The sequence below is a fragment of the Streptomyces noursei genome (assembly GCF_001646665.1).
GTDB lineage: Bacteria > Actinomycetota > Actinomycetes > Streptomycetales > Streptomycetaceae > Streptomyces > Streptomyces lavendulocolor.
Map to the genome: position 1 here is coordinate 205,063 of NZ_LWBU01000363.1, position 20,539 is coordinate 225,601.

At 66.9% G+C, this 20,539-nt stretch carries 13 protein-coding genes and 1 pseudogene; 10 read left to right on the plus strand and 4 right to left on the minus strand.

Annotated features, from left to right (window positions below; translation table 11 throughout):
- Window positions 1–27 precede the first annotated feature (27 nt).
- The 5 genes from A4V12_RS26065 (at window position 28) to A4V12_RS26085 (ending at window position 12,823) form a co-directional block, all read left to right on the plus strand.
- Window positions 28–4,734 carry a DEAD/DEAH box helicase gene (locus tag A4V12_RS26065; RefSeq protein ID WP_064071852.1) on the plus strand — a complete coding sequence of 1,569 codons (4,707 nt, stop codon included), beginning with the start codon at window positions 28–30 and terminating at the stop codon, window positions 4,732–4,734.
- Complete coding sequence (locus A4V12_RS26070) at window positions 4,731–6,641, plus strand: UvrD-helicase domain-containing protein (RefSeq protein ID WP_064071853.1); 1,911 nt, start codon at window positions 4,731–4,733, stop codon at window positions 6,639–6,641. The genes A4V12_RS26065 and A4V12_RS26070 overlap by 4 nt, the downstream gene beginning before the upstream one ends.
- The gene (locus A4V12_RS26075) at window positions 6,638–9,883 is read left to right on the plus strand and encodes a helicase C-terminal domain-containing protein (RefSeq protein ID WP_064071854.1); all 3,246 of its coding nucleotides are present in this window, start codon (window positions 6,638–6,640) and stop codon (window positions 9,881–9,883) included. Before A4V12_RS26070 ends, A4V12_RS26075 begins: the two co-directional genes overlap by 4 nt.
- A 1-nt stretch (window position 9,884) precedes the next feature.
- The gene (gene drmB, locus A4V12_RS26080) at window positions 9,885–11,720 is read left to right on the plus strand and encodes a DUF1998 domain-containing protein (protein ID WP_064071855.1); all 1,836 of its coding nucleotides are present in this window, start codon (window positions 9,885–9,887) and stop codon (window positions 11,718–11,720) included.
- Window positions 11,721–12,232: 512 nt separating this feature from the next.
- On the plus strand, window positions 12,233–12,823 hold the full coding sequence (locus A4V12_RS26085; protein WP_064071856.1) for a hypothetical protein: 591 nt from the start codon (window positions 12,233–12,235) through the stop codon (window positions 12,821–12,823).
- Window positions 12,824–13,219: 396 nt separating this feature from the next.
- Here A4V12_RS26085 and A4V12_RS26090 read toward each other — a convergent pair whose 3' ends face one another.
- Window positions 13,220–13,894, minus strand: coding sequence for a hypothetical protein (locus A4V12_RS26090; protein ID WP_064071857.1), 675 nt, complete (start codon window positions 13,892–13,894; stop codon window positions 13,220–13,222).
- 370 nt (window positions 13,895–14,264) lie between these two features.
- Between A4V12_RS26090 and A4V12_RS26095 the strand changes: the two genes are divergently transcribed.
- Window positions 14,265–14,528 (plus strand): hypothetical protein, encoded by a 264-nt coding sequence (locus A4V12_RS26095; RefSeq protein WP_064071858.1) that lies wholly within the window; start codon window positions 14,265–14,267, stop codon window positions 14,526–14,528.
- Window positions 14,525–14,941, plus strand: a complete 417-nt coding sequence (locus A4V12_RS26100) for a PIN domain-containing protein (protein WP_064071859.1) — start codon at window positions 14,525–14,527, stop codon at window positions 14,939–14,941. The genes A4V12_RS26095 and A4V12_RS26100 overlap by 4 nt, the downstream gene beginning before the upstream one ends.
- Here A4V12_RS26100 and bla read toward each other — a convergent pair.
- From bla to A4V12_RS26115, 3 genes and pseudogenes are all read right to left on the minus strand, one after another.
- Window positions 14,934–15,843: pseudogene (gene bla / locus A4V12_RS26105) on the minus strand (class A beta-lactamase). The gene A4V12_RS26100 and the pseudogene bla overlap by 8 nt on opposite strands.
- A gap of 44 nt (window positions 15,844–15,887) precedes the next feature.
- Window positions 15,888–16,769 (minus strand): sulfurtransferase, encoded by an 882-nt coding sequence (locus A4V12_RS26110; RefSeq protein WP_064071860.1) that lies wholly within the window; start codon window positions 16,767–16,769, stop codon window positions 15,888–15,890.
- A gap of 141 nt (window positions 16,770–16,910) precedes the next feature.
- Entirely contained in the window at window positions 16,911–17,726 is an 816-nt protein-coding gene (locus tag A4V12_RS26115; RefSeq protein WP_159028937.1) for a helix-turn-helix transcriptional regulator, read from the minus strand.
- Between the two features lie 293 nt (window positions 17,727–18,019).
- Here A4V12_RS26115 and A4V12_RS37710 point away from each other — a divergent pair, with 293 nt between their 5' ends.
- The 3 genes from A4V12_RS37710 to A4V12_RS26125 all read left to right on the plus strand — a co-directional run bounded on the left by A4V12_RS37710 (window position 18,020) and on the right by A4V12_RS26125 (window position 20,339).
- Window positions 18,020–18,178, plus strand: coding sequence for a hypothetical protein (locus A4V12_RS37710; RefSeq protein WP_159028938.1), 159 nt, complete (start codon window positions 18,020–18,022; stop codon window positions 18,176–18,178).
- Between the two features lie 94 nt (window positions 18,179–18,272).
- Window positions 18,273–19,619 (plus strand): sugar phosphate nucleotidyltransferase, encoded by a 1,347-nt coding sequence (locus A4V12_RS26120; protein WP_064071862.1) that lies wholly within the window; start codon window positions 18,273–18,275, stop codon window positions 19,617–19,619.
- A gap of 27 nt (window positions 19,620–19,646) precedes the next feature.
- Window positions 19,647–20,339 (plus strand): SDR family oxidoreductase, encoded by a 693-nt coding sequence (locus tag A4V12_RS26125; protein ID WP_064071863.1) that lies wholly within the window; start codon window positions 19,647–19,649, stop codon window positions 20,337–20,339.
- Window positions 20,340–20,539: the final 200 nt, after the last annotated feature.

A 20,539-nucleotide genomic window follows, 5' to 3' on the forward strand; every position in this document is an offset into this window, starting at 1 on the left:
CCAACGCAGCCTAGGGGGACGTTTTCCATGTTCAATTCAACGTCGGAGTCGGACGACGTCGTAAATGTTGTTGAGGACCTGTCACGGCGTGTCCTGAACGTCTATCGGGCGGATCCCGGCCACGTTCTGGAGCATGCGAACAACGAGCGACGTATCACGCAGGGGGGCTACGGCGAGCGACAGATCTACGAGCTCGTCCAAAACGGCGCGGACGAGAATATGGAACGCGCGCCCGGAGTTGTGGGCACGATCCACGTACTCCTCACCGACACCCACCTCTACTGCGCCAACACCGGCACACCGATGACCGCTGCCGGCGCCGACACGATCCTCCGCATGGCCGTTTCCCGGAAGCGGACCGGCAAGATCGGACGCTTCGGGGTCGGCGTCAAATCGGTCCTAAGCGTGTCGGACACTCCCCGCTTCTACAGCACAACCGGCTCCTTCGGGTTTGACAAAGAGTGGTCGTCGCGTCGTATCCGAGAAACGATCCCGGATCTTTCGGCGCTGGACCCCACGCCGGTATTGCGGATGGCGCAGCCGCTGGACTTGAACTCGGAGCGTCTGCGTGACAAGCAGCTCGACGAACTGATGACTTGGGCATCGACGACGGTGGTGCTTCGACTGCATGGTGGGGCGGATGACCGGCTAGGTCGGGACATCGTCAACTTTCCAGCACACTTCATGCTTTTTTCCCCTCACGTGGATCGCCTGGTGCTGGAGGACACACGCGCCGGCCACCAATTGAGTCGAGAGATCACGCAGGAGACGCGGGGCGTTGAGCACCGCGTCGTTGAGCACCGCAACGGCATCCGTCACAGCAGCGAGCGCTGGTTCGTCTTCAGCGTCGACCACGAGCCCAGCTCCACCGCTGCGCGGACGGCGGGAGAATTGCATGATCGACCTGTCGTGACTATCTCCTGGGCGGTTCCCGACAAGGGCGTCCCGCAACGCGGGAAACGTGGCAACTTCTGGGCCTACTTCCCAACCCACTACGACACGACTCTGACCGGAATCCTCAACGCGCCCTGGAAGACTCCGGAGGACCGCCAGAACCTCACAAAGAGCGACTTCAACGAGGAGTTGGTGACCAGGGCGGCGGAGCTGGTGGTCGATTCCATCCCAGACCTGTACGAGGAGAAGGACCCGGGGTCCTACCTTACTCTGCTCACGGCTCGTGGTCGGGAGGCCTCTCAGTGGGGCGACGAGATGCTGAGCCAGAAGGTACTGCAAGCAGCCGCACACCGGCCCTCCCTGCCGGACCAGGACGGAATCCTCCGACTCCCCAAAAAACTGCTGCTGCACCCGGAAAATCTCCAGCCGGCCTGGCTCGAACAGTGGGCTACCCACGCGGGGCGCCCCAAGAACTGGTGTCACCACAGCGTGGAGAGCCGTGAAAGGCGATCAAGGGCAAGGGACATCCTCCACCAGGTCGACGTGGCTCCGTCCTCACTGCGCACCTGGCTCGAAGCGCTCGTCGCGGACCGTAGCGTGGAAGCAGCGAAGTATGCGCTGAGGCTCGCTGCCTCCATCGTCGAGACCGGTACGCAACTCCAAGCGACCGAGGCGCGTACGGCCCGAGTCCTGCTCACCGAGCGGGGCGACTTTCGTTCGCCGTCCGAGCGCAAGGTGTTCCGCCGACACGATGGTGTCCGCCTTCCCAACGATCCCACGGTGTACCTGCACGACGCGATCACACAGGACCCCGAGGCGCTGGAGGCACTGCAGGTACTGGGCGTGGAAGAGGCGAACGCGGTCGGACGGCTGCGAGCCGCCGTCGCATCCAAGTTCACCCGGTACCGGAACAACGACTGGGAGGAATTTTGGGCTCTGGCGCGCACGGTCGATGGCGTCGAGATGGTCAAGGTCGTCAAAGAACGCTTTCCCGAACCGGAGAAGGCGCTCAAGGTGCGCACCGCCTCTGGTCAGTTCCGTCTCGTCCGCGACTGCATCCTGGCGGGGCCTGTGGTGCCGGAGGACGGACGGCGTGATGCCTCGCTGCTGGTCGACCCAGTCTTCCATGCGGCTGACACCGAGGTACTCAAGGTCCTTGGCGCGGTGGACCGTCCGATACTGCGGATGAACCCTCGTTCCGATCCTTGGTTCAGCGACTACAACAGCGTCATGTACAACCAATTCTGCTCAGCTCTGCCGCCCAATACCTCCCGTCCTCGGCCGTCCTCCGTGAGCCTGGTCGGCCAGGACACTCCTGGTCCCCTGCACCTGCTGCCAGAGCTATCCCAGGAAGGAAGGGCCGCTTTCACACGAGAACTTCCCGACCCTGGGATCGTGCCCGACTGGAGATGCATCCGGACCACCGGTCAGGGCGGTGATCTTCGCGTCGAGTCGCCCCTGGTCTGGATGCTTCACCAGGAGGGCATGCTCTGCACCTCGATCGGCGCGAGGCGGCCGAGTGCAGCCGTGAGCGCCGAGTTGCCTGTGGACGACCGCTTACTGCCCGTCGCCGACATCGCCGTGGCCTACGCACGTGTGCTCCGGTTGCCATCCACGATCCAGGACGTCCCCGCCGCCTTGTGGAGCGAATTGGCCAAGCGTGCGGACACGGGGACGGACGCCTCCTTCGTGGGAAGCGCCTATGTCTTCCTGGCCAGTTCGGCCCCTGCCGGCACTCTCGGGGACGGGGGGCGCCTGTTCCGTTGCCAGGTAGGTGAGCACTGGGAGATGCAACAGAGCGACAGCATCGCCGTCACCTTCGAGGAAGACCAGTACGAGGTTCTGGTTCATGAACGCGTTCCGACGCTTCTGGTCCCCACGGAGGCCGACGCACAACTCCTCATCGACCGGTTCCGCTTCCGCAACCCTTCCGACCTCTTGGTCGAGGAAATCCACTCCGTCCCGCTGACAGAGCCGGTCCCCGTGACGGATGTCTTTCCTCGGTTGCGTCAGGTGCTCCCTCGAGGTGCCGCCTGGAAACTGGCGCACTGTTCCGAGCTAGTCAAGATCGTCCGCAGCCCGGAGGGGCGAGGTGAGCAGATCCTGACCGAAACGCTCGACGGGTTCACAGTGCTGCTGTCCGGGGAGCGAGACGATGAGTCGACCCTGCAGGCCGTGGACCGACTCCTTGGGCTACGACTGGGGGTCGACGGTTGTCGGGAGTTGCTGCGTCAGCAGGCACGAGACCGTGACGACAAAAAGTTGCTTCTCGTTCGCCAGGAGACCGATCTATCCAAAAAGCTCCTGCTTGCCGTCGGCGAGAACCGGCTGCTGACCGAGCTGCCCCCCGGTCTGGCGCTGGCCGACGCGGAGTTGCGCGGAACCCCGGTCGATGGCCTGCGAGCGGCCGAACTGCTGCTCGCCGCTCACGGGGAAGACGTGCTGCGGGTCCTCGCACCCACACTCGCCGAGGCGGGCTTCGATGCACCGCAGAGCTGGACGGGCGGCACAGCGGCACGGCGTTTCGTTCGAACCTATGGCTTTCCGGAGTCTTGGGCCGGTGATCCGCAGACTCCTAACAGCCCCAAGCCGTACGAGACGGTGCCGGGCCCGCGAAGGCCGCTGAAGTTGCATGACTACCAGGTAATCCTGGTGCAGCGCATGTACGAGCACCTCGCCCAGAACGCTGAGAAGCGGGCCATGCTGCAGATCCCCACCGGGTCGGGCAAGACGCGCATCGCAGCCGAGGCCGGCGTCCGAGCCCTGCATGACGGCCTCATCAACGGGCCGATCCTGTGGATCACGCAGAGCCAGGAACTGGCGGAACAAGCCATCGAGACCTGGGCGTATGTCTGGCAGAGCAAGGGAACGGACAAGCCGCTTCGCATCACCCGCTTGTGGGGCGGGATCCCGGATGCCGTTCCCGTCTCGGAAGGGCCGCAGGTTGTCGTCGCCATCGACGACACCGCCGTCAAGCGGCTCCCGAAGGAGGATTACGCCTGGCTACGTGCATGCGCCCTCGTGATCGTCGATGAGGCCCACTTCGCCGTACCGAAGACCTACACCCAAATCCTCGACGCCCTGGGCATCGACCAGTACCAGACCTCACGTCATCTCGTCGGTCTGACGGCCACCGCATTCCGCGGGGACAACGACGATGAGACGCGAACTCTGGTCTCCCGATTCGGACAAAAGCGTCTGGATCAGGGTGTGTTCGAGAACAACGATGCTTACAGTCACCTGCAGTCGTTGAAGGTCCTGGCCGACGTCGAACACGAGGAACTCCTCGGTGGTTCCTATTCTCTCAGCAAAGATCAAGTGACAGAGATACAGAGAAGTCACGCGATGGCCCTGCCAGCAGACGTCATCAGGAGCCTCGCACAAGACGTCGAACGCACCCGGCGCATCGTGGACAGGATCGAGGAACTGCACCCCGACTGGCCGGTACTGGTCTTCGCCACCTCGGTGGAACACGCCCAGGTCCTTGCCGCTCTGCTGCAGGACCGCGGTATCACGGCGGCCTCGATCGACGGACGGACACCACCGAGCATTCGGCGCCGCCGCATCGCCGCGTTCAAGGACAAGAAAATCAGAGTGTTGACCAACTACAGGGTGCTGACGCAGGGATTCGACGCGCCCGCCGTTCGAGCCGTCGTGGTCGCCCGTCCCACCTTCAGCCCCAATACCTACATCCAGATGATCGGCCGAGGCCTACGAGGCGAACTGAACGGGGGCAAGGACTCCTGCCTGATCCTCAATGTCGCCGACAACATCAAGAACTTTGGTCGCGGACTCGCCTACACTCGCATGGAACATCTGTGGCACCAGACGGACCGATGACCGCATCCACGGCCACTGCACCGGAACTGACGGATGCCCAGCGCCGCATCGTCGAGGAGCCGGCGGGACGCAAGGCGCTGGTCACCGCCGGTGCCGGAACCGGCAAGACCTTCACACTGGTCAGACGGCTCGAATACCTGGTCTCGGAAGGTCTCGCCAGCGGAGACCTCCTCGTCTTGACCTTCTCGCGCGCCGCCTCAGCGGAGTTGCGTGAGCGACTGCGGTCGCTGAGCGGCAGGTCCCGACATGTGCGTGTTGCAACGTTCGACGCCTGGGCCCTCAGTCTGCTCTGTGGGACGGCGAACGACGAAACCTGGTACGCGCGCGCCTTCGACGAAAGGATCCGTGCGGCCACCCGAGTCATCGAAGACGAGATGCGAGCTCCCGAGTCACTCGACGAGGTCCGACACATCGTCATCGACGAAGTCCAGGATCTCGTCGGTGATCGCCGACAACTCGTGGAGACCTTCCTTGACGCCTACGAGTGCGGGTTCACCATTGTCGGCGACCCGGCCCAGGCCATCTATGGTTTCCAGGTCCAGGACCCCGAAAAGCGAGCCTGTGAGACGGGCAGATTCTTCTCCTGGCTCCGCGACCGGTTCTCCGACGAGCTCGTGGAATTCGCCCTTGATGAGAATTTCCGAGCCGCTTCCGACGAGGCCGCCTGTGCCCACCCGTACGAGGCCGCGGTCCGCGCGTGCTCCACCCGCGCAGAGGCCGACGCGGTCCACGAGCAACTGCGCACGGAGCTGGCCTCCAAGCTGGAGTTCGGAAATCTGCAGGTCCAATATGTGCGGGCTTCCCTGTGCGACGCGAGCCTCACCACTGCCATCCTGTGCGCCACCAACGGTGACGCACTGCTCATCTCGCGGTGGCTGGCCGATCTGGGCATCGACCACCGGGTCCGTAGAGGCACCGGTGATCACTCTGTGCCCTCGTGGGTCGCTCAGGTCGTTTCTCGCCTGCCCGATGCCCTCTCCATTTCGCAGGACCGGTTCCTGGATGCCTGGCAATCTCTGCCGCACACCCCCGACCTCGACCGGGGTCGCAGCGCATGGCAATTGCTTCTGCGGGCCGCGGGCGACCGGAGCGGGCGCGTCGTCGAGCTGGGGCGGCTTCACGAAGCCATCGTCCGCAGCAACCTGCCGGACAGCCTCGTGGCACAGCAGCAGGACGGCCTGATCGTATCCACGTTCCACCGGGCCAAGGGCCTGGAGTTCGACCGGGTGCTCGTCGTCGACCCTGGCGCACTGGACGACGACCACGAGCAAGTGGCTGCCGATCGCTGCGACGCTGCTCGGGCTCTCTACGTCGCGATGACCCGGGCCCGCCACGATCTCTACCGTCTGCAACCGCCCGATGCATACGCTACTCGTCACCGCGGATTTCGGCTGGTACGCAAGGTCAAAGGCACGCAGCGATGGGGGCGATACGGCTACAGGCCGAGCCAACGATTGGGGCTTTCGTTCCTAGGTGAGGATGTCCGTGGTAATCACCCGGCAGGATTGGAACAGGTCTCCTGCGACCCCAGACAGGTACAGGCATACCTGGCGCACAACGTCCGCTCCGGCGACGAGGTGGTCTGGACGAGACTGACCGATGTGCCCGAGGACCACAAGAACCGGATGGCTCCCGGCTACGCCATCATGCACGGCAAACAGATCGTTGGTGTCGCCTCCGAAGTCTTCCGCCATGACCTGTATCGCTTCATGCAGCAATGGAGGTCGCATCAGCCAGCGAGCTGGCCTCGCCATGTCACCGACACACGAATCGACCTCGTCGAGACCGTAGCGGGCGAGGATGCCGCAGCCGTCCGTGCCGGTCTCGGTCCCTGCGGACTTTGGCTCGCACCACGGCTGATCGGAATCGGCCGATTCCATTACGATCGCAAGAGCGAGGACACATGACGGATGATCATGCGGGACACTATTGGTTTCGCGGGCAGCTGGCCGAGCGTTTGAAATCGGACCTGCTCGGTCCCCACGGCGAACATCGCCATGACGTGGAGATACTCCACGACTGGCCCGCGAGCACTTACTCCACCGGGGTCCTGTTCCCCCGCGTCGTGGACCCGACGCAGACGGAACATCCCGACCCGGAGACCGCAGAACAGGATCTTGACGATGCTGACTCCTCTGTAACGGTGGATGAAATACCCGACACAGGCATCGTCCTCACGAAGGTCGCCCGTCCCTCGGCCACCGGTCTCACCTTCGCCGTCGACCCCGCGCGCAGCCGTCACATCCTTGTGAAGGCGTTCGCCGCCGTGTACGAACCGGTGAACGCCGCAGGCGAATCACTCAAGCCCCAACGTGCCGAACAGCGCAGCACCCAGCAACCCGACGTGCGCTGGCGCCGCCGTCCCCTGCTGCTCTCACCCACACCCGTGGACGTTCTGGCTGCACCCAACAAAGCGTTGAAACTCGACGAAGGCCTGTACCTGCACCTGCGGGTCCGTCCTCCTCAGGGGCCTGGCAGAACGATCTCCGTAACTGCCACCCTGATGAACACTCACACCGTGGAGCAGCAGGAGATCAAGGATCCGAAGTGCTTTTTCCAGGTGGGACTACAGATCACGGTTCCCGACGACAGCCCGGCGCTCGTCGAACGTCCGACAGTCCGCGATCTCGACGAAGAGAGCCGACTCGCCCTGCTGCTGCATCGCCATGCCCCCACGTTCGCCGTCGGCCACGGCTGCGCGGCGGACTGGTCCTGGACCCCCGCACCGGTCGGCCGGCCACAGCGGCACGATGCGCCCGCGGGAGTCTGCTCCGTGTGGACGGAGCACGTCCCCGTTAGCGAGGTCCTCCTCTCCGACTCCAACTCCTCCGTCCCCGCGACACTCCTGGAGATGGGATACCTCGCCGATGCGCCAAAGCGCGAACTTATTCGCTCCTTGCGCACATTCGTCTCCCTGTACGGGAATTGGATCGACGACCGCGCCAAGGATGCGGGACTGCTGCGCGACGGAATCTTCAGCGACCCCGCCTACCTGCGCCTGGCCGAGGAACAGCTGGAGCGTTGCCGCATCGCGCGGCAGCGCATGAACGCCGGGATCGATCTGCTGGAGAACGATCCATGTGCGTTGGAGGCTTTCCGCCTGGCCAACCGCGTCATGGCGCTGCAGCGCGGCAGAGGTCAATGGATCAAGCGGGAACGTGCCGGCGCGCCCTCGCCCGAGGGCACATGGCGGCCCTTCCAGCTCGGGTTCGTGCTGCTGTGCCTGAACGGCATGGCGGACGCAACCCACCCCGACCGGGCCATCGCCGACCTCCTGTGGTTCCCAACCGGTGGTGGCAAGACGGAGGCCTACCTCGGGCTAATCGCCTTCACCGTCTTCCACCGGCGTCTGAGTCATGGCGCAGCAGGTGGCGGAGTTACCGTGCTCATGCGGTACACCCTGCGTCTACTCACCCTGCAGCAGTTCGAGCGGGCGGCCCTGCTGATCTGCGCGATGGAGACCATACGTGCCGAGCAGCCCGAACGTCTGGGAGGAGAGAAGATCTCCATCGGCATGTGGGTGGGGAAGGCCGCCACACCCAACAGGCTCAAGAATGCCGACAAGGCGCTGAAGAAGCTGGCACGAGGCGAGAAGCTCCACGAGGAAAACCCGGTCCAACTCAAGAACTGCCCCTGGTGCGGCACCCCTCTCCTGGTCCGCAACCACAAGGTCGACGTGCCCGGGAACCGCATGATCATCCATTGCGATGACCAGACATGTGACTTCTCCTCCGGGCTCCCCGTACATGTCGTCGACACCGAGCTCTACCGGGTCCGCCCCACACTCGTCATCGCCACCGCAGACAAGTTCGCCCGCATTGCCTGGCGTGAGGACGTCGCCGCCCTGTTCAACCGGGACGAGGACCGACTCCAGCAGGGCACCCCACCACCCGAGCTCGTCATCCAGGACGAACTCCACCTGATCTCCGGCCCCCTCGGCACCCTCGCCGGCCTGTACGAAGTGGCCGTGGACATCGCCTGCGCCCACCCGAAGATCATCGCTTCCACCGCGACGATTCGACGAGCCCAAGAGCAAGGGCGGGCTCTCTTCGGCAGGGATGTAGCTCAGTTCCCGCCGTCCGGCCTGGACGCCCGCGACTCATGGTTCGCCGTCGAGGCCCCCGCTGAACGCAGGCCCTCACGCCTCTACGTCGGCCTTCTCGCGCCCGGGCTATCCCAAGCGACCCTCCTCATCCGCGCCTACGCGTCCCTTCTTCACACCGCCAAGCACCTGCCGTTCCCGGACGAGGCCGTACGCGATACCTACTGGACACTGCTCGGATACTTCAACAGTCTGCGACTCCTTGGCGCCGCAGAGCTACAGGTCAACGCAGACGTCAACGAACGGCTCCGGACACTGGCCATGCGGGACGCGGTGGAGCCGCGGCAGGTCCTACCGACCGAAATCACCAGCCGCGTTCCCTCCAGTGACCTTCCAGGACTCCTCGGTGCCCTCGGCCGATCTCTACGGACTGGATCGGCTCTAGATGTGCCGCTGGCGACCAACATCATCTCCGTCGGTGTCGACTTCGATCGTCTCGGCCTCATGGCCGTGGCGGGACAGCCGCAGACCACCGCCGAGTACATCCAAGCCACCAGCCGTGTCGGCCGAGCCCACCCCGGTCTCGTCGTCACCCTGTTTAACGCAGCCCGGTCCCGGGACCTCTCCCACTACGAGAACTTCGTCAGCTACCACTCGGCTCTGTACCGCCAAGTCGAATCGACCAGCGTGACGCCGTTCGCGGCCCGCGCCCGTGACAAGGCCCTTCATGCCACGTTCCTCGGCCTCGCCCGCCTGCTGCACCCCGAGCTTCGGAAGAACACAGACGCCAAGGATGTGAACAGTTTCACCCATCAGCTCTCCTCGGTTCGGCAGCAGTTGGTGAACCGCATCCAAGCCATCTCGCCCTCAGAGGCCGCCCAGGCAGACGCGGAGATCCGCGCCTTCGTCCACCACTGGCGCCACCTCGTCGAGACGAACGAGAGGCTGGAGTACGAGGCCGCTTTCGAGTTCAAAGCCGATCCCCGGCGTAGACCGGACCTCGCCTTGCTCCGCACTCATCAGGACCACGATCTCACCGAGGCCCGTCCCACCCTGTGGAGCCTGCGCGACGTCGACGTCGAGTCCCATCTGTACCTGGAGAGCTGACATGCCTCGCAGAACCAACCCCGGCACCGCGGCGGCCAGCGACGATCGCAAGCGCCCCTCCATCGGCTCCATCCGGCGTGCCCAACAGATCACCACGTACGGCGTGGGTGGCCTGCTCGCCGTCGCCGATCAGTCCTACATCGTCAGCGGTCTGGACACCTGGGACGTGACCGGCGAACCCGATCTGCGAGACCAGCGCTTGGAACCGATGCTGCACGTCAACGGCTTTCGGCGCCCGCCCGCAGCCCGCGTGGCCACCGGGCGTGGCGTGCGCGTGCGTCGTTTCCCAGCCACGTACTCGTGCCCCGAGTGCAAGGCACTCAAGGCATTCCGCGACCTCAGCGTGGGACCGGACAACAACCGTTGCGTCCAGTGCTCGACCCTGCTCGTGCCCTCGCGATTCATGGTGGCCTGCGAAAACGGACACCTCGACGAGTTCCCCTACTGGGACTGGGTCCACGCCGATCCGAAGCGCAAAGGCCTTCGCCCCACTACATGCTCGCGAGCCACCGCGGAGCTGACACTGGAGACCGACGGTCGCACCGCTAGTCTCCGCGGCATCGTCATCAGTTGTAGCTGCGGGCAGAAGGCATCGATGGAAGGTGCCTTCGGCAAGATGGCTCTCCGCTCCCTGGGCCTTCGCTGCCACGGGATCCGCCCGTGGCTGGGCCCTAACGCGACAGAAAGCGGATGCAACCGTCCTCCCCGGACCCTCCAGCGTGGTTCCTCGGCAGCGTGGTTCGCCGACCTGCGGTCCGCCTTGTCCATCCCCCCGTGGCACACGAAGTTGATGGAACTCATCGAGGCGTACCGTAGGCACCTCGTCAACAAGAGCGACGAGCGCATCAAGGAGTTCGCAGAGGACGAAGGCTGGCTCACGCCCAGCGGATACTCCCTCTCCCAGGTGCTACGCACCGTCCGCACCCTTGAGAACGCAGCCCACCCCGAACCCGCAGAGGACGACGAGGACCAGATCCGTTTCGCCGCCGGCGAGCCACTCCGGCAGGAGGAGTACGAACAGCTCTGCAGGGTCACTGAGGACACGCCTGAGAACAAGCACTTCGTCTGCGAGCCCCCCGAGGAGGACCCTTCTGACCTCCCCGGCATCGACCGCGTCATGTTGGTCAAACGCCTCCGCGAGGTTCGTGCCCTCACCGGCTTCACCCGCATCCGTCCCCCGCAAGGCTCGAAGGCCGACCGTGATCGCATCAGCCGCCTGAGCAAGAGCCCAGACCTCGGCTGGCTCCCGGCTATCGACGTCGTCGGCGAGGGCGTCTTCCTCACCTTGGACCAAGAGCGACTCCAACAGTGGGAGTCGGCTGTGCTCCGCACCGAGTCCGACAGAACCGAACGCATGCGGGCCGCGCACGAGGACCTGCTCCGCGAACAGGAGTGGGAGAATCCCCGCTCGCCACTGACGTCGCGCTTCGTTCTTTTGCACACGCTGGCCCATGTGTTGATCAACGAGTGGAGCCTGGACTGCGGCTATCCCGCAGCGTCTCTACGGGAACGGCTCTACGCCAGCGACGAGATGAGTGGCGTCCTCCTCTACACCGCGACCAGCGACTCGGCGGGCAGCCTGGGCGGCATCATCGCGCGAGGAGAGATCGCGGAACTGTTGAGAAGCCTGTCATCCGCCCTGGAACGCGCCTCTCGGTGCTCCTCCGACCCCTTGTGCATGGAGGCCGATGCCAACGGGGTCGGCGGGCTCAACCTAGCCGCCTGCCACGCATGCCTCCTACTGCCCGAAACCAGTTGCGAAATGAACAACACATTCCTCGATCGAGCCCCTCTCATCGGAACACCTGGCGGAGACTTCCCCGGCTATTTCGCTTGAGTCGTCCGTACACGTGGCAGCGGCTCTGCGACAGCACTCGACGAGTGTCCCCGTTTCGGTCCGATCGCCATTTGTCCTGGAGGGAGAGCACCGCTTCGCCAGTCACTCCTCCCCGCCGTACAAGAGCGCGTCCGATGAACTGAGGCGTCTCTCCACCTGTGGCCTATCCGTGGACCCATGAGAGGCTTCAGCCAGCCACCGGGCCTCTGACGTGCTGAAACGCGATAGTCACAAGGGCCCTCCGGAGCCGTGTGCGCAGGTTCGAATCCTGCCGGGGGCACTTCACAGGAAGTGCCAAGGGACCCCGTGATCAGCGGAAACGCTGGACGCGGGGTCTTGTTGCATGCAGGCGTGTGCCACGCCGATCAGCCGCATGACGGGGGCGGCGGCCTATTCGCGGCCTGATCCGGAAGGCATCGACACAAGTCAGGTTCGGGTCTCGGGACGACGAACAAGGGGAACAGCGAATGGTTTCGGAAGCTGGGGGAACCTCGACGGAGCCAGGCCGGCCGGTGTGGTTGCTGAATCCGCTGGAGAGCGTCGGCCCGCTGCAGTTCGGCATGTCCGCCGACGGGGTCAGAGCTGCGCTTCCGGAAGCCTTTGAGCTCAAACATTTCCCAGCTGAACCCTTCTTCCCGGACGTCTACGGCCTCCAACTCGGCTTCCACCCATCGGTGCCCGCTGTTTACACGTATTTCAACCGCGTTGATCGGCTCTTCTGCGTGGCAGCGGACGCCGCCCACGGTCCGCGCGTGACCCTGGACGGACTGGAACTGACCGGCCGCGAGCCGGCCGTGCTCAAAGACACGATCCTGGACCTCTGTTCCTCCGGTGCTCACAGCATGTCGTACGGACCGCGGGGTAACCCGGGGATCAACGGTGTTGGCATGGTTCTGCGTGTCCAGGACACCGCGAACGGGGTGCTGACCCGGCCGGTGCTGGTGGGTCGCGACTGGGCCGACCGCTGCACCGACGACTGGGAAGGTGCCATACCGGAGTGCGAGTGGCTGGGCCGTCAATGGCGCGTACACAACGGCTCGGACATATGGCCCCCGCCCGGACATGTGACGAAGTGGCCGTCGGCGTGGACTCCCCCGTTCTAGTCGTCGTCCGTGTGGGATCGCAGCAGGTGAACGCCAAAGGCCCCGGACAGATGCAGAGGCCTCGGATCAGGGGTGTCAGGCTACGTTCCCTCGTACACCACGGTCGCCGGGCGCCTTCCGTCTTTACGGCCTATTCGTGGACCGGGACGGGGCTCGGAATGCCACTCACCGGCGGATGACCTGCAGAGACTCGTGAGGCACACGCGCCCTCCAGAACCGCGTGCGCAGGTTCGAATCATTGGCCGTTGCAGGTTGCTCGAGTGGTCCCTCTCCGAATGACGAGCCAGACGATGTACTGCCTGCTCGATGCATCCTCACCGAAATGCCGTGCCCAACCAGCGGTCCAGGGACTCGCCCCCCTGAAGCACACACTGTTACCGCTACCCGTCAGGACTTTCAGTCTGTTTCCCTGACGTAGCAGCTCGAGTACTTGCTGGAGGAGGTGAACTTGGGCAGATCATTGCGGAAGAAGTAGATTCCTCGCTCACCCCCTCCGCGCATTTCGGCGGTGGCTCTCTTTGACACAATCAGACAGAAATCTTCGGTCAACGGCTTGCGATTCCCGGACCGGCTCAGCTGAATGAACCCTTCATATCGGCCGGGCTGAAGCGCCCAACTGTCGTCCTGAAATTGAAACATTGGCTGCTGAGGCTTGTCCTGACTGACGAGGAATGGGGCCGGGTCGCCAGACCACTCAATCCTGATTTCGTCGGTCTCGAAATCAAAAGTAGGCACCCCATTGCTCTGCCAGTAGAACTTTGGACTCTGCGACGAGGAGATTGACCCGGTGGGTTTGAGTCGCAAGCGCACGTCACCGATTACCTCGACTTCTTGCGACTTATGCCTGGTGGATACCGTCGGCTGAAAGTAGATCAAGGTCCCCTTGCCTGCTGGGCCGATTCGCATGAGATGCGGAAGTTTCACCTCAATGGTCGGCTCCTGCTGGAGCTCGGCCAAGTTGTAGAGCGAAATAGCCAGGGCGACGACAGCAGCAGCTGTAGCCGCCCATGCGTGGATGGAGCCGAACCAGCCCCTTCGCCGCGGCGTTGCCCCCTCGTCACCATGTGCCATGTACTCACCTTGGCCCCGAACCGCAGTTCTCAGCCTGCAGTGGTACTCCGTATGGCCACCGGAGCGAACATCCAGCCGGCGCAGCGACGCCGCACGTCGCATCAAGCACGGAAACGAACGACCCCGCTCGTCCACGACGGGCGGGGCATTGAGAGGCATCTGAGCAAGGTCGGCGCCATGGCGCTGTCGTCGACGCAACCTGCGAGCATCGGTGGATCACCTCTACCCAATCAGGTCCCGTCACGCCATGGACGGGGGTTGCTGCAGGGCGGAAGCATGAGCGGGTCCACCGGCCCATCGGGCGAGCGCGGGTGGGGCGACGCGTTGCCTGGGGCGGCCGTCCGGGAGGATCGAAGGTAGGATAGGTAGCATGAGCGAGCCTACCGGCAAGTACTCGATCACCATGCCGCGTGACATCGCCGAGGCCGCCAAGGCCCGCAGTGGGCCGGGCGGGCTGTCGGGCTACGTGGCTGCGGCCGTCGCCCGGCAGATCGAGCGGGACAATCTCAACGAGCTCATCACCGTGGCCGAGGCCGAACACGGCCCCGTCACGGACGAGGAGATCCAGTCGCTGCGAGACCAGTTGGCCCGGGCGCGGGTCGAGCAGGCACCGGGTGGAGCGAGCGCCGCGTGACCCGGTCGACCGCGGCACCCGGTGGCACCCTCGTGCTGGACAGCGAGGGGCTGGCCAAAGCCGTGCAACGCGACCGGACGATCACCGGCTGGCTCGCCCTCGCCCGCACCGACGATCTGCGCGTGATCACCTCGGCGGCCACCTTGGTGGAGGTCGTGCACCCGCGTATCAACCGGCCGGCCCTGGAGTGGACGCTCTCCCGGCTCGTCGTCGAACCGGTCACCGAGCCGATAGCCCGCCACGCCGCCGGCCTTCTCGCCGACGCCGGTCTGCACGGCCACAAGTACGCCATCGACGCCATGCTTGCCGCCACCGCCCTGGCCGCGCCGGGGCCGGTCACGATCCTCACGTCCGACCCCGAAGATCTTACGACCCTGTGCGGTGGTCGAGTCACCGTCATCGCCCTCAGGTGAGGACCGAGACGGCGTAGGCGGCGGCTCGGGCGAGAAGAGCCTCGTCGTAGTGGGCGTCCCGAGCGGGCTTGCTCGACATGAGGGCGCATCAGGAGTGGTGGGGCGTTCGGGGGCCGAACGATGGCGATGTCGTTGAGCGTGCCGTAGTCGCCCGTGCCCGTCATGTCGGCGACCGGCCAGCCGCGGGGGACTCCGGCGCGGATGCGGTTGTCACCGGTGCGGTTGCGCCGCAGCAGGTCGCTGAGGAAGTGCCGCTCGCCGGGCGGGAGGGCGTCGCCCAGGACGAGCCGGTGGAAGTCGGTACCGAGCGCGCGGGGTGAGGTGGTGTCGCGAGGGTCGCCCGGGGTGGCTTCGGTGATCGCCGGTTCGGTGCGGTCCATGCGGGTGACCGTGTCGCCGAGGGTGCGAACGTACGCTGCCAGCCCGGCCGGGCCGTCGAGGTCACGGAGCAGGAGGTTGCCGGCGGTGCCGTCGCTGTGGCGGACCGCCGCGTCGGCCAGAGCGCGGAGGGTCATGCCGGTGGTGACGTGGCGGCTGGTGAGGGGGGTGTTCTGGAGGTCCGCCGCGGTGTACCTGAGGAGCTTGTCCAGGTACGACAGGGAATGGCGGGAGAGGATGCCCGCGAGCGCGAGGGCCTTGAAGGTCGAGCAGAACGCGAACCGTTCGTCGGCGCGGTGCGCGATCGTCCGGCCGGTGCCGGTGGCGAGGGCGTAGACGCCGAGCCGGGCCCCGAAGTTCCGTTCGAGGTCGTACAGGCGTGGGTGTGTGGCGGCTGTCGCGGTGGGTGGTGGGGGTGACGGGGGTGGCGCGGGTGTCCGGTCCTTCGCGCATGCCGCCAGGGGAGCGAGCGCCGCCGCCATCAGAAGGGCGCGCCGGGTGAAGGGCGGTGGTGGGGTGGTCATCGCCCTTCGTTCTATCGGTGGCTCGCGGGAAGCGCGAGTGGTGGTCAGGCCGTGTCCGGCGTGGTCGTCACCGGCAGGTTCGACGGGGCGCCCCATTCGGTCCAGGAGCCGTCGTAGACCGCGGTGTCGGTGTAGCCGGACAGGTGGGCCGCCAGGGCGAGGACGCAGGCGGTGACGCCTGAGCCGCAGGTGAAAAGGAGCGTGCGGCGGGGGCCGGCCAGGGTGGTGAAGTGGGCGCGCAGGTCGGCCGGGGGGCGCATCCGGCCGGTGTCGTCGAGGAGGTCGCCGAACGGGAGGTTGAGGGCGCCCGGCATGTGGCCGCCGCGCAGGCCCGGGCGGGGTTCGGGGGCGGTGCCGGCGAAGCGGGCGGGGGTGCGGGCGTCGAGCACCGCCGCGTCCGGGTCGACCAGGGCGGCCGCCACGCGGGCGCTGTCGGCCAGCAGGTGGGGCCGGGGGCGGGCGGTGAGGTCGCCGCGGGGTCCCGTGTAACGGGGCGGCCGCGGGTCGAGCGGGAGACCGGCCGCGGTCCAGGCGGGGAGCCCACCATCGAGGACGGCGGCGCGGTCGAAGCCCAGGGCCCGGAGCATCCACCAGGCGCGGGCGCTGGAGTGGATGCCGGCTCCGTCGTATACGACGACGGTGTCGGTGTCGTGCAGGCCGAGCGCCCGGAGTTCCTCGGTGAGTGCGGTGGTGCCCGGCATGGTGTGGGGCAGGGGGCTCGTGTGGTCGGACAGGGGCCCGTCGAGGTCGAAGGGCCGCGCCCCGGGGATGCGGTGGGGCAGGTTCCGGTGCGTGCCCACGGAGGCGTCGAACACCACGAGTCCGGGCGTGCCGAGACGTGGGGCGAGCCAGTCGGTGCCGACGAGGGGACCGGGAAGCGGGCCCGGGAGCGCAGGGGCCGGTGCGGGTGTGCTCGGCCTGTTCATCGCGGGCTCCTCGGGTGGGTCGTGTGCCTTCCGGGGACTGTAGTGGGGCCCGGGCCGGTGGGGGGATGTGCGGTGCACATCGGCGGAGGGGTGGGGCCGGCTCATGGTGCGGTGGGCGTGGGGTCGGTGGGCGTGCGGGGGTCAGGCGGGGCCGGTGTCGAGGAGGTCGGACTGGGCGAGGAGGTAGGCGAGGTGGGCCCGGCTCCGGCCGCCCAGGAGGTCGGAGGCCTTCTTGATGTGGGTGGAGACGGTGCGGGGGCTCACGCCGAGCCGGCCGGCGATCGCCGCGTCGGTGTAGCCCTCCACCATCAGGCGCAGCACGGCGCGACGGGTCTCGTCGGTCATGAGCGGGGGGCGGGCGTACTCCTGGGTGATGCTGACCGCCTCGGCCCGTTCCCAGGTGTGGTCGAAGACCTTGGCCAGGTAGTGGACGATCGCCGGGTGGTCGATGGCCAGGGCGGCGGTTCTCAGTTCGTGGCGCGGGTCCGGTATGAACGCCGTGGTGCGGTCGTAGATGATCAGGCGGTCGAAGACCTCGTTGATGGTGCGGAACTGGGCGCCCGACGCGGTGGCCCGCTCGATGTAGGCGAGCGTGGGGCCGTGGGCGCGGACCGTGTGCTGGTAGATGGTGCGCTGTTTGACCCCGCGCCGGTGCATGGCGAGGACCCGGGAGAGGGACCGGGCGAGGTTCTCGGGGGCGCGTCCGCCGCCCGGCTGGCAGGTCAGGAGCTCCTCGCGGCAGGCCTCGGCGGCCTGTTGGAGTGCCGCCTGGATGACTTCGGCGCCCTGGAGGAGCCGTACGGGGCCGGTGGTGGCCGAGCGGGTGGAGCGGTAGACCGTCTCGGCCGCTGCGATCGAGTCACGGATGGCCGCGATGGTGTGCTGGTGGGTCAGGACCTCGCGCTCTATGGGGCGGGTCAGTTCGCGGCCTGCGATGTCCGGGGGGACGGCCGCCATGAGTGTGGGGGTTTCGGCCAATGGCCGCATCAGCCCCAAGCGGAGGAGGCAGTCGGGCACTTCCTCGGAAACCGGGCCTTGCAGCAGGGCGCGGCGGTAGACCTCGAGACCACGGGCACACAGCTTGGTGACGTTCGAATGCGGGGCTAAGTCCGAACTTGTGCACATTTGCCTCTCCTTCCGATTCTCGCATTGCGTGATCATGATGCTACTCAAACGCCCAATGGGGCGCTGTCGTACGGCATATTTCTCGTGGCGAGAGGCCGAGGGGCCTTTCAGCCAGGGGAGGGAAAATGCAGCAGAAGGCAATCTCCATACCCGTGTTCCTCGCGGTGGCATTGGCATTGATCTTGGGCCTCGGCGGGCAGGGTGCCGCCGGCATCTTCGGAGGATCGAATTCCGCCACCGTGCAGGCGACCATGAAGACCGAGCACCCCGACGACGACTGGTAGAGCGAACGGTCGGCCGGGCGGTCGACGGGAACGTCGGATTTCCGCGGTGTGAATCCCGGGCGTCGATGATTGCCCGAATCGAGGGGGGCGCTGGATGAGTACGGACAGGAACCGGGAGACGGTCGGCATACTCCTCGCCGGCGGCCGGGGCGAGCGGGCCAAGCCCATCACGCTCAAGTCCCCGGACCACATCCGCAGCAAGGCACTGATCCCGTTCGCCGGGCGGCGCCTGGTGGAGTGGGTGGTCGACGCCTGCCGCGAGCAGGGCATCCGCCGCTTCTACGTGGTGACGCACGGCCTGGAGAACCGTACCCAGATCAAGCTCCTACTCGGGCACGGCGAGCGCTACGGCGTCGACATCACCTACTCGCGCTCCCGCTTCGACCGGTACAACGTCGGCTCGGCGGGCGCCACCCTGCACAACCTCGAGCAGTGGGACCTCCAGGGCCGGGCCCTGGTGCTGCCCGTCGACTCCCTCTTCGACTTCGACCTGGGGGCGATGGAGGCGGCGCACGCCGGGCACGGCGCCCTGGTGACCGTGGCCGCCGTGCGGCGCACCGCCGAGGAGATCGCCGGCAAGTACGGGGTGATGCGCACCGACGACGACGGCCTGGTGCAGGGGTTCGTCGAGAAGCCCGACCCGGCCCGGCTCGGGGAGCTGTTCCCGCGCACCACGGTGGACCCGGAGGTCACCCTCCCCACCAACGCGGGGATGTACCTGGTGGACTGCGCCCGGCTGCGGCTGCTCGCCCGGGAACCGGAACTGTTCCGGCAGAGCTACCAGCGCCTCGACTGGGGCCAGGACCTGCTGCCGTGGCTCGCCGCGCGCGGGCTGCCGGTGGCGGCCCACTCCATCGGGCGCCTCGGCGACCTGGGCAACGTACCGGACTATCTGCACACCCTGGGGCTCGTGCTCGACGGCGCGTACGAGCAGATGAACCGGCTGATGGCACGGCCCGACGTCGCCTCGCCGCGCTGCTGGATCCACGAGAGCAGCCTGCGCACGAAGGACGACGTCACCGGCACCACCCTCGCCCAGAAGATCGACGAGGGCTCGGTGGTGATCGGACCGGGCGTGCGGATCGGCCGCGAGGTGGAGATCGGACCCGGCGTGCGGCTCGATCACGCGGACATCGGCGACGGGGCCGAGGTCCGCGAGGGCGCCGCCGTGGTCCGGTCGGCCGTCGGTGAGTCCGCCGTCGTCGGCGCGTACGCCGAGATCGAGGACTCCTACATAGGACCCATGGCCGAGGTCTGCTCGGAGCGGACCCGGCCGGCACGGCTGGAGCGTTACTCGGCCATCGGCGACGGAGCCATGCTCTGGCCGGGGTCGCGGTTCTGCGGGGTGACCATCTACCCGCGGCTCAGGGTGCCCGCGATGACCGGGGTGCCCGCGGAAACGGAACTCAGGAGCGCCGACGACATCCTCAACTGGGTGTAGCGGCGGGGATCACCCTTGGAGGGGACCATGCGGAGTCCCATTGCGGTTATCGGAGGCGCGGGCAGGCTGGGCAGTCTGGTGACCCGCCGCCTGCTTCAGGAAGGCACCCGGGTACGGGTGGTGAGCCGGCACCCCGAACGGGGACGGCTGCCGCTCGGAGTGGAGGAGCACCGCGCCGACGTGCGGTACGCCGACTCGCTGGCCACCGCGCTGCGCGGCTGCGCCGGTGTGGTGTTCAGCGTCGAGCCGGGCACGGCCGACTCGGGGCCCGACAGCCCCGAGACGACCATGTACGACGGGGTGCGCAATGTGCTGGCCGCGGCCACCGAGCACGGTGAGCGGCCGCACTTCGTGCTGGTCAGCCAGATCTTCGTGACGCGGCGCGAGCACCCCATGAACGCCTACGGCCGGCTCCTGGACTGGCGGTTGCGCGGCGAGGACGCCGTACGCGAGTCGGGGCTGCCGTACACCGTGATACGCCCCAGCTGGCTGACGGACGAGGGCTTCGCGGGCAACCGGGTGCGCCTGGAGCAGGGCGACCGGGGCGACGGCTGGGTGTCGCGCACGGCGGTCGCCGAGGCGTGCGTCCAGGCGCTCGGCACGCCGGCCGCGGTGGGGCGCACCTTCGAGATGTACAACGAGCTGGGCGAGACGCCGACCGACTGGGCGCCGCTGTTCGCCCGGCTCGGCGCCGACCGGCAGCTGGAGCGCAGCCGGTAGACCCCGGGCGCGCCCCGGCAGGGCACCGGCCCGGTGTCCGGCCGGGCGCGCCGACGACCGACGGGGGCGGGCCGACCCCATCCCCCGCCCCCGTCCGCACCCCCGTCGCCCACATCCCCCGAGGCGACGGGGCCGGACCCGGGGCCGGTGACGCGCCGCGGTACCGAACCTGCCGCACCCGCGCACCGGCCCCGGGGTCC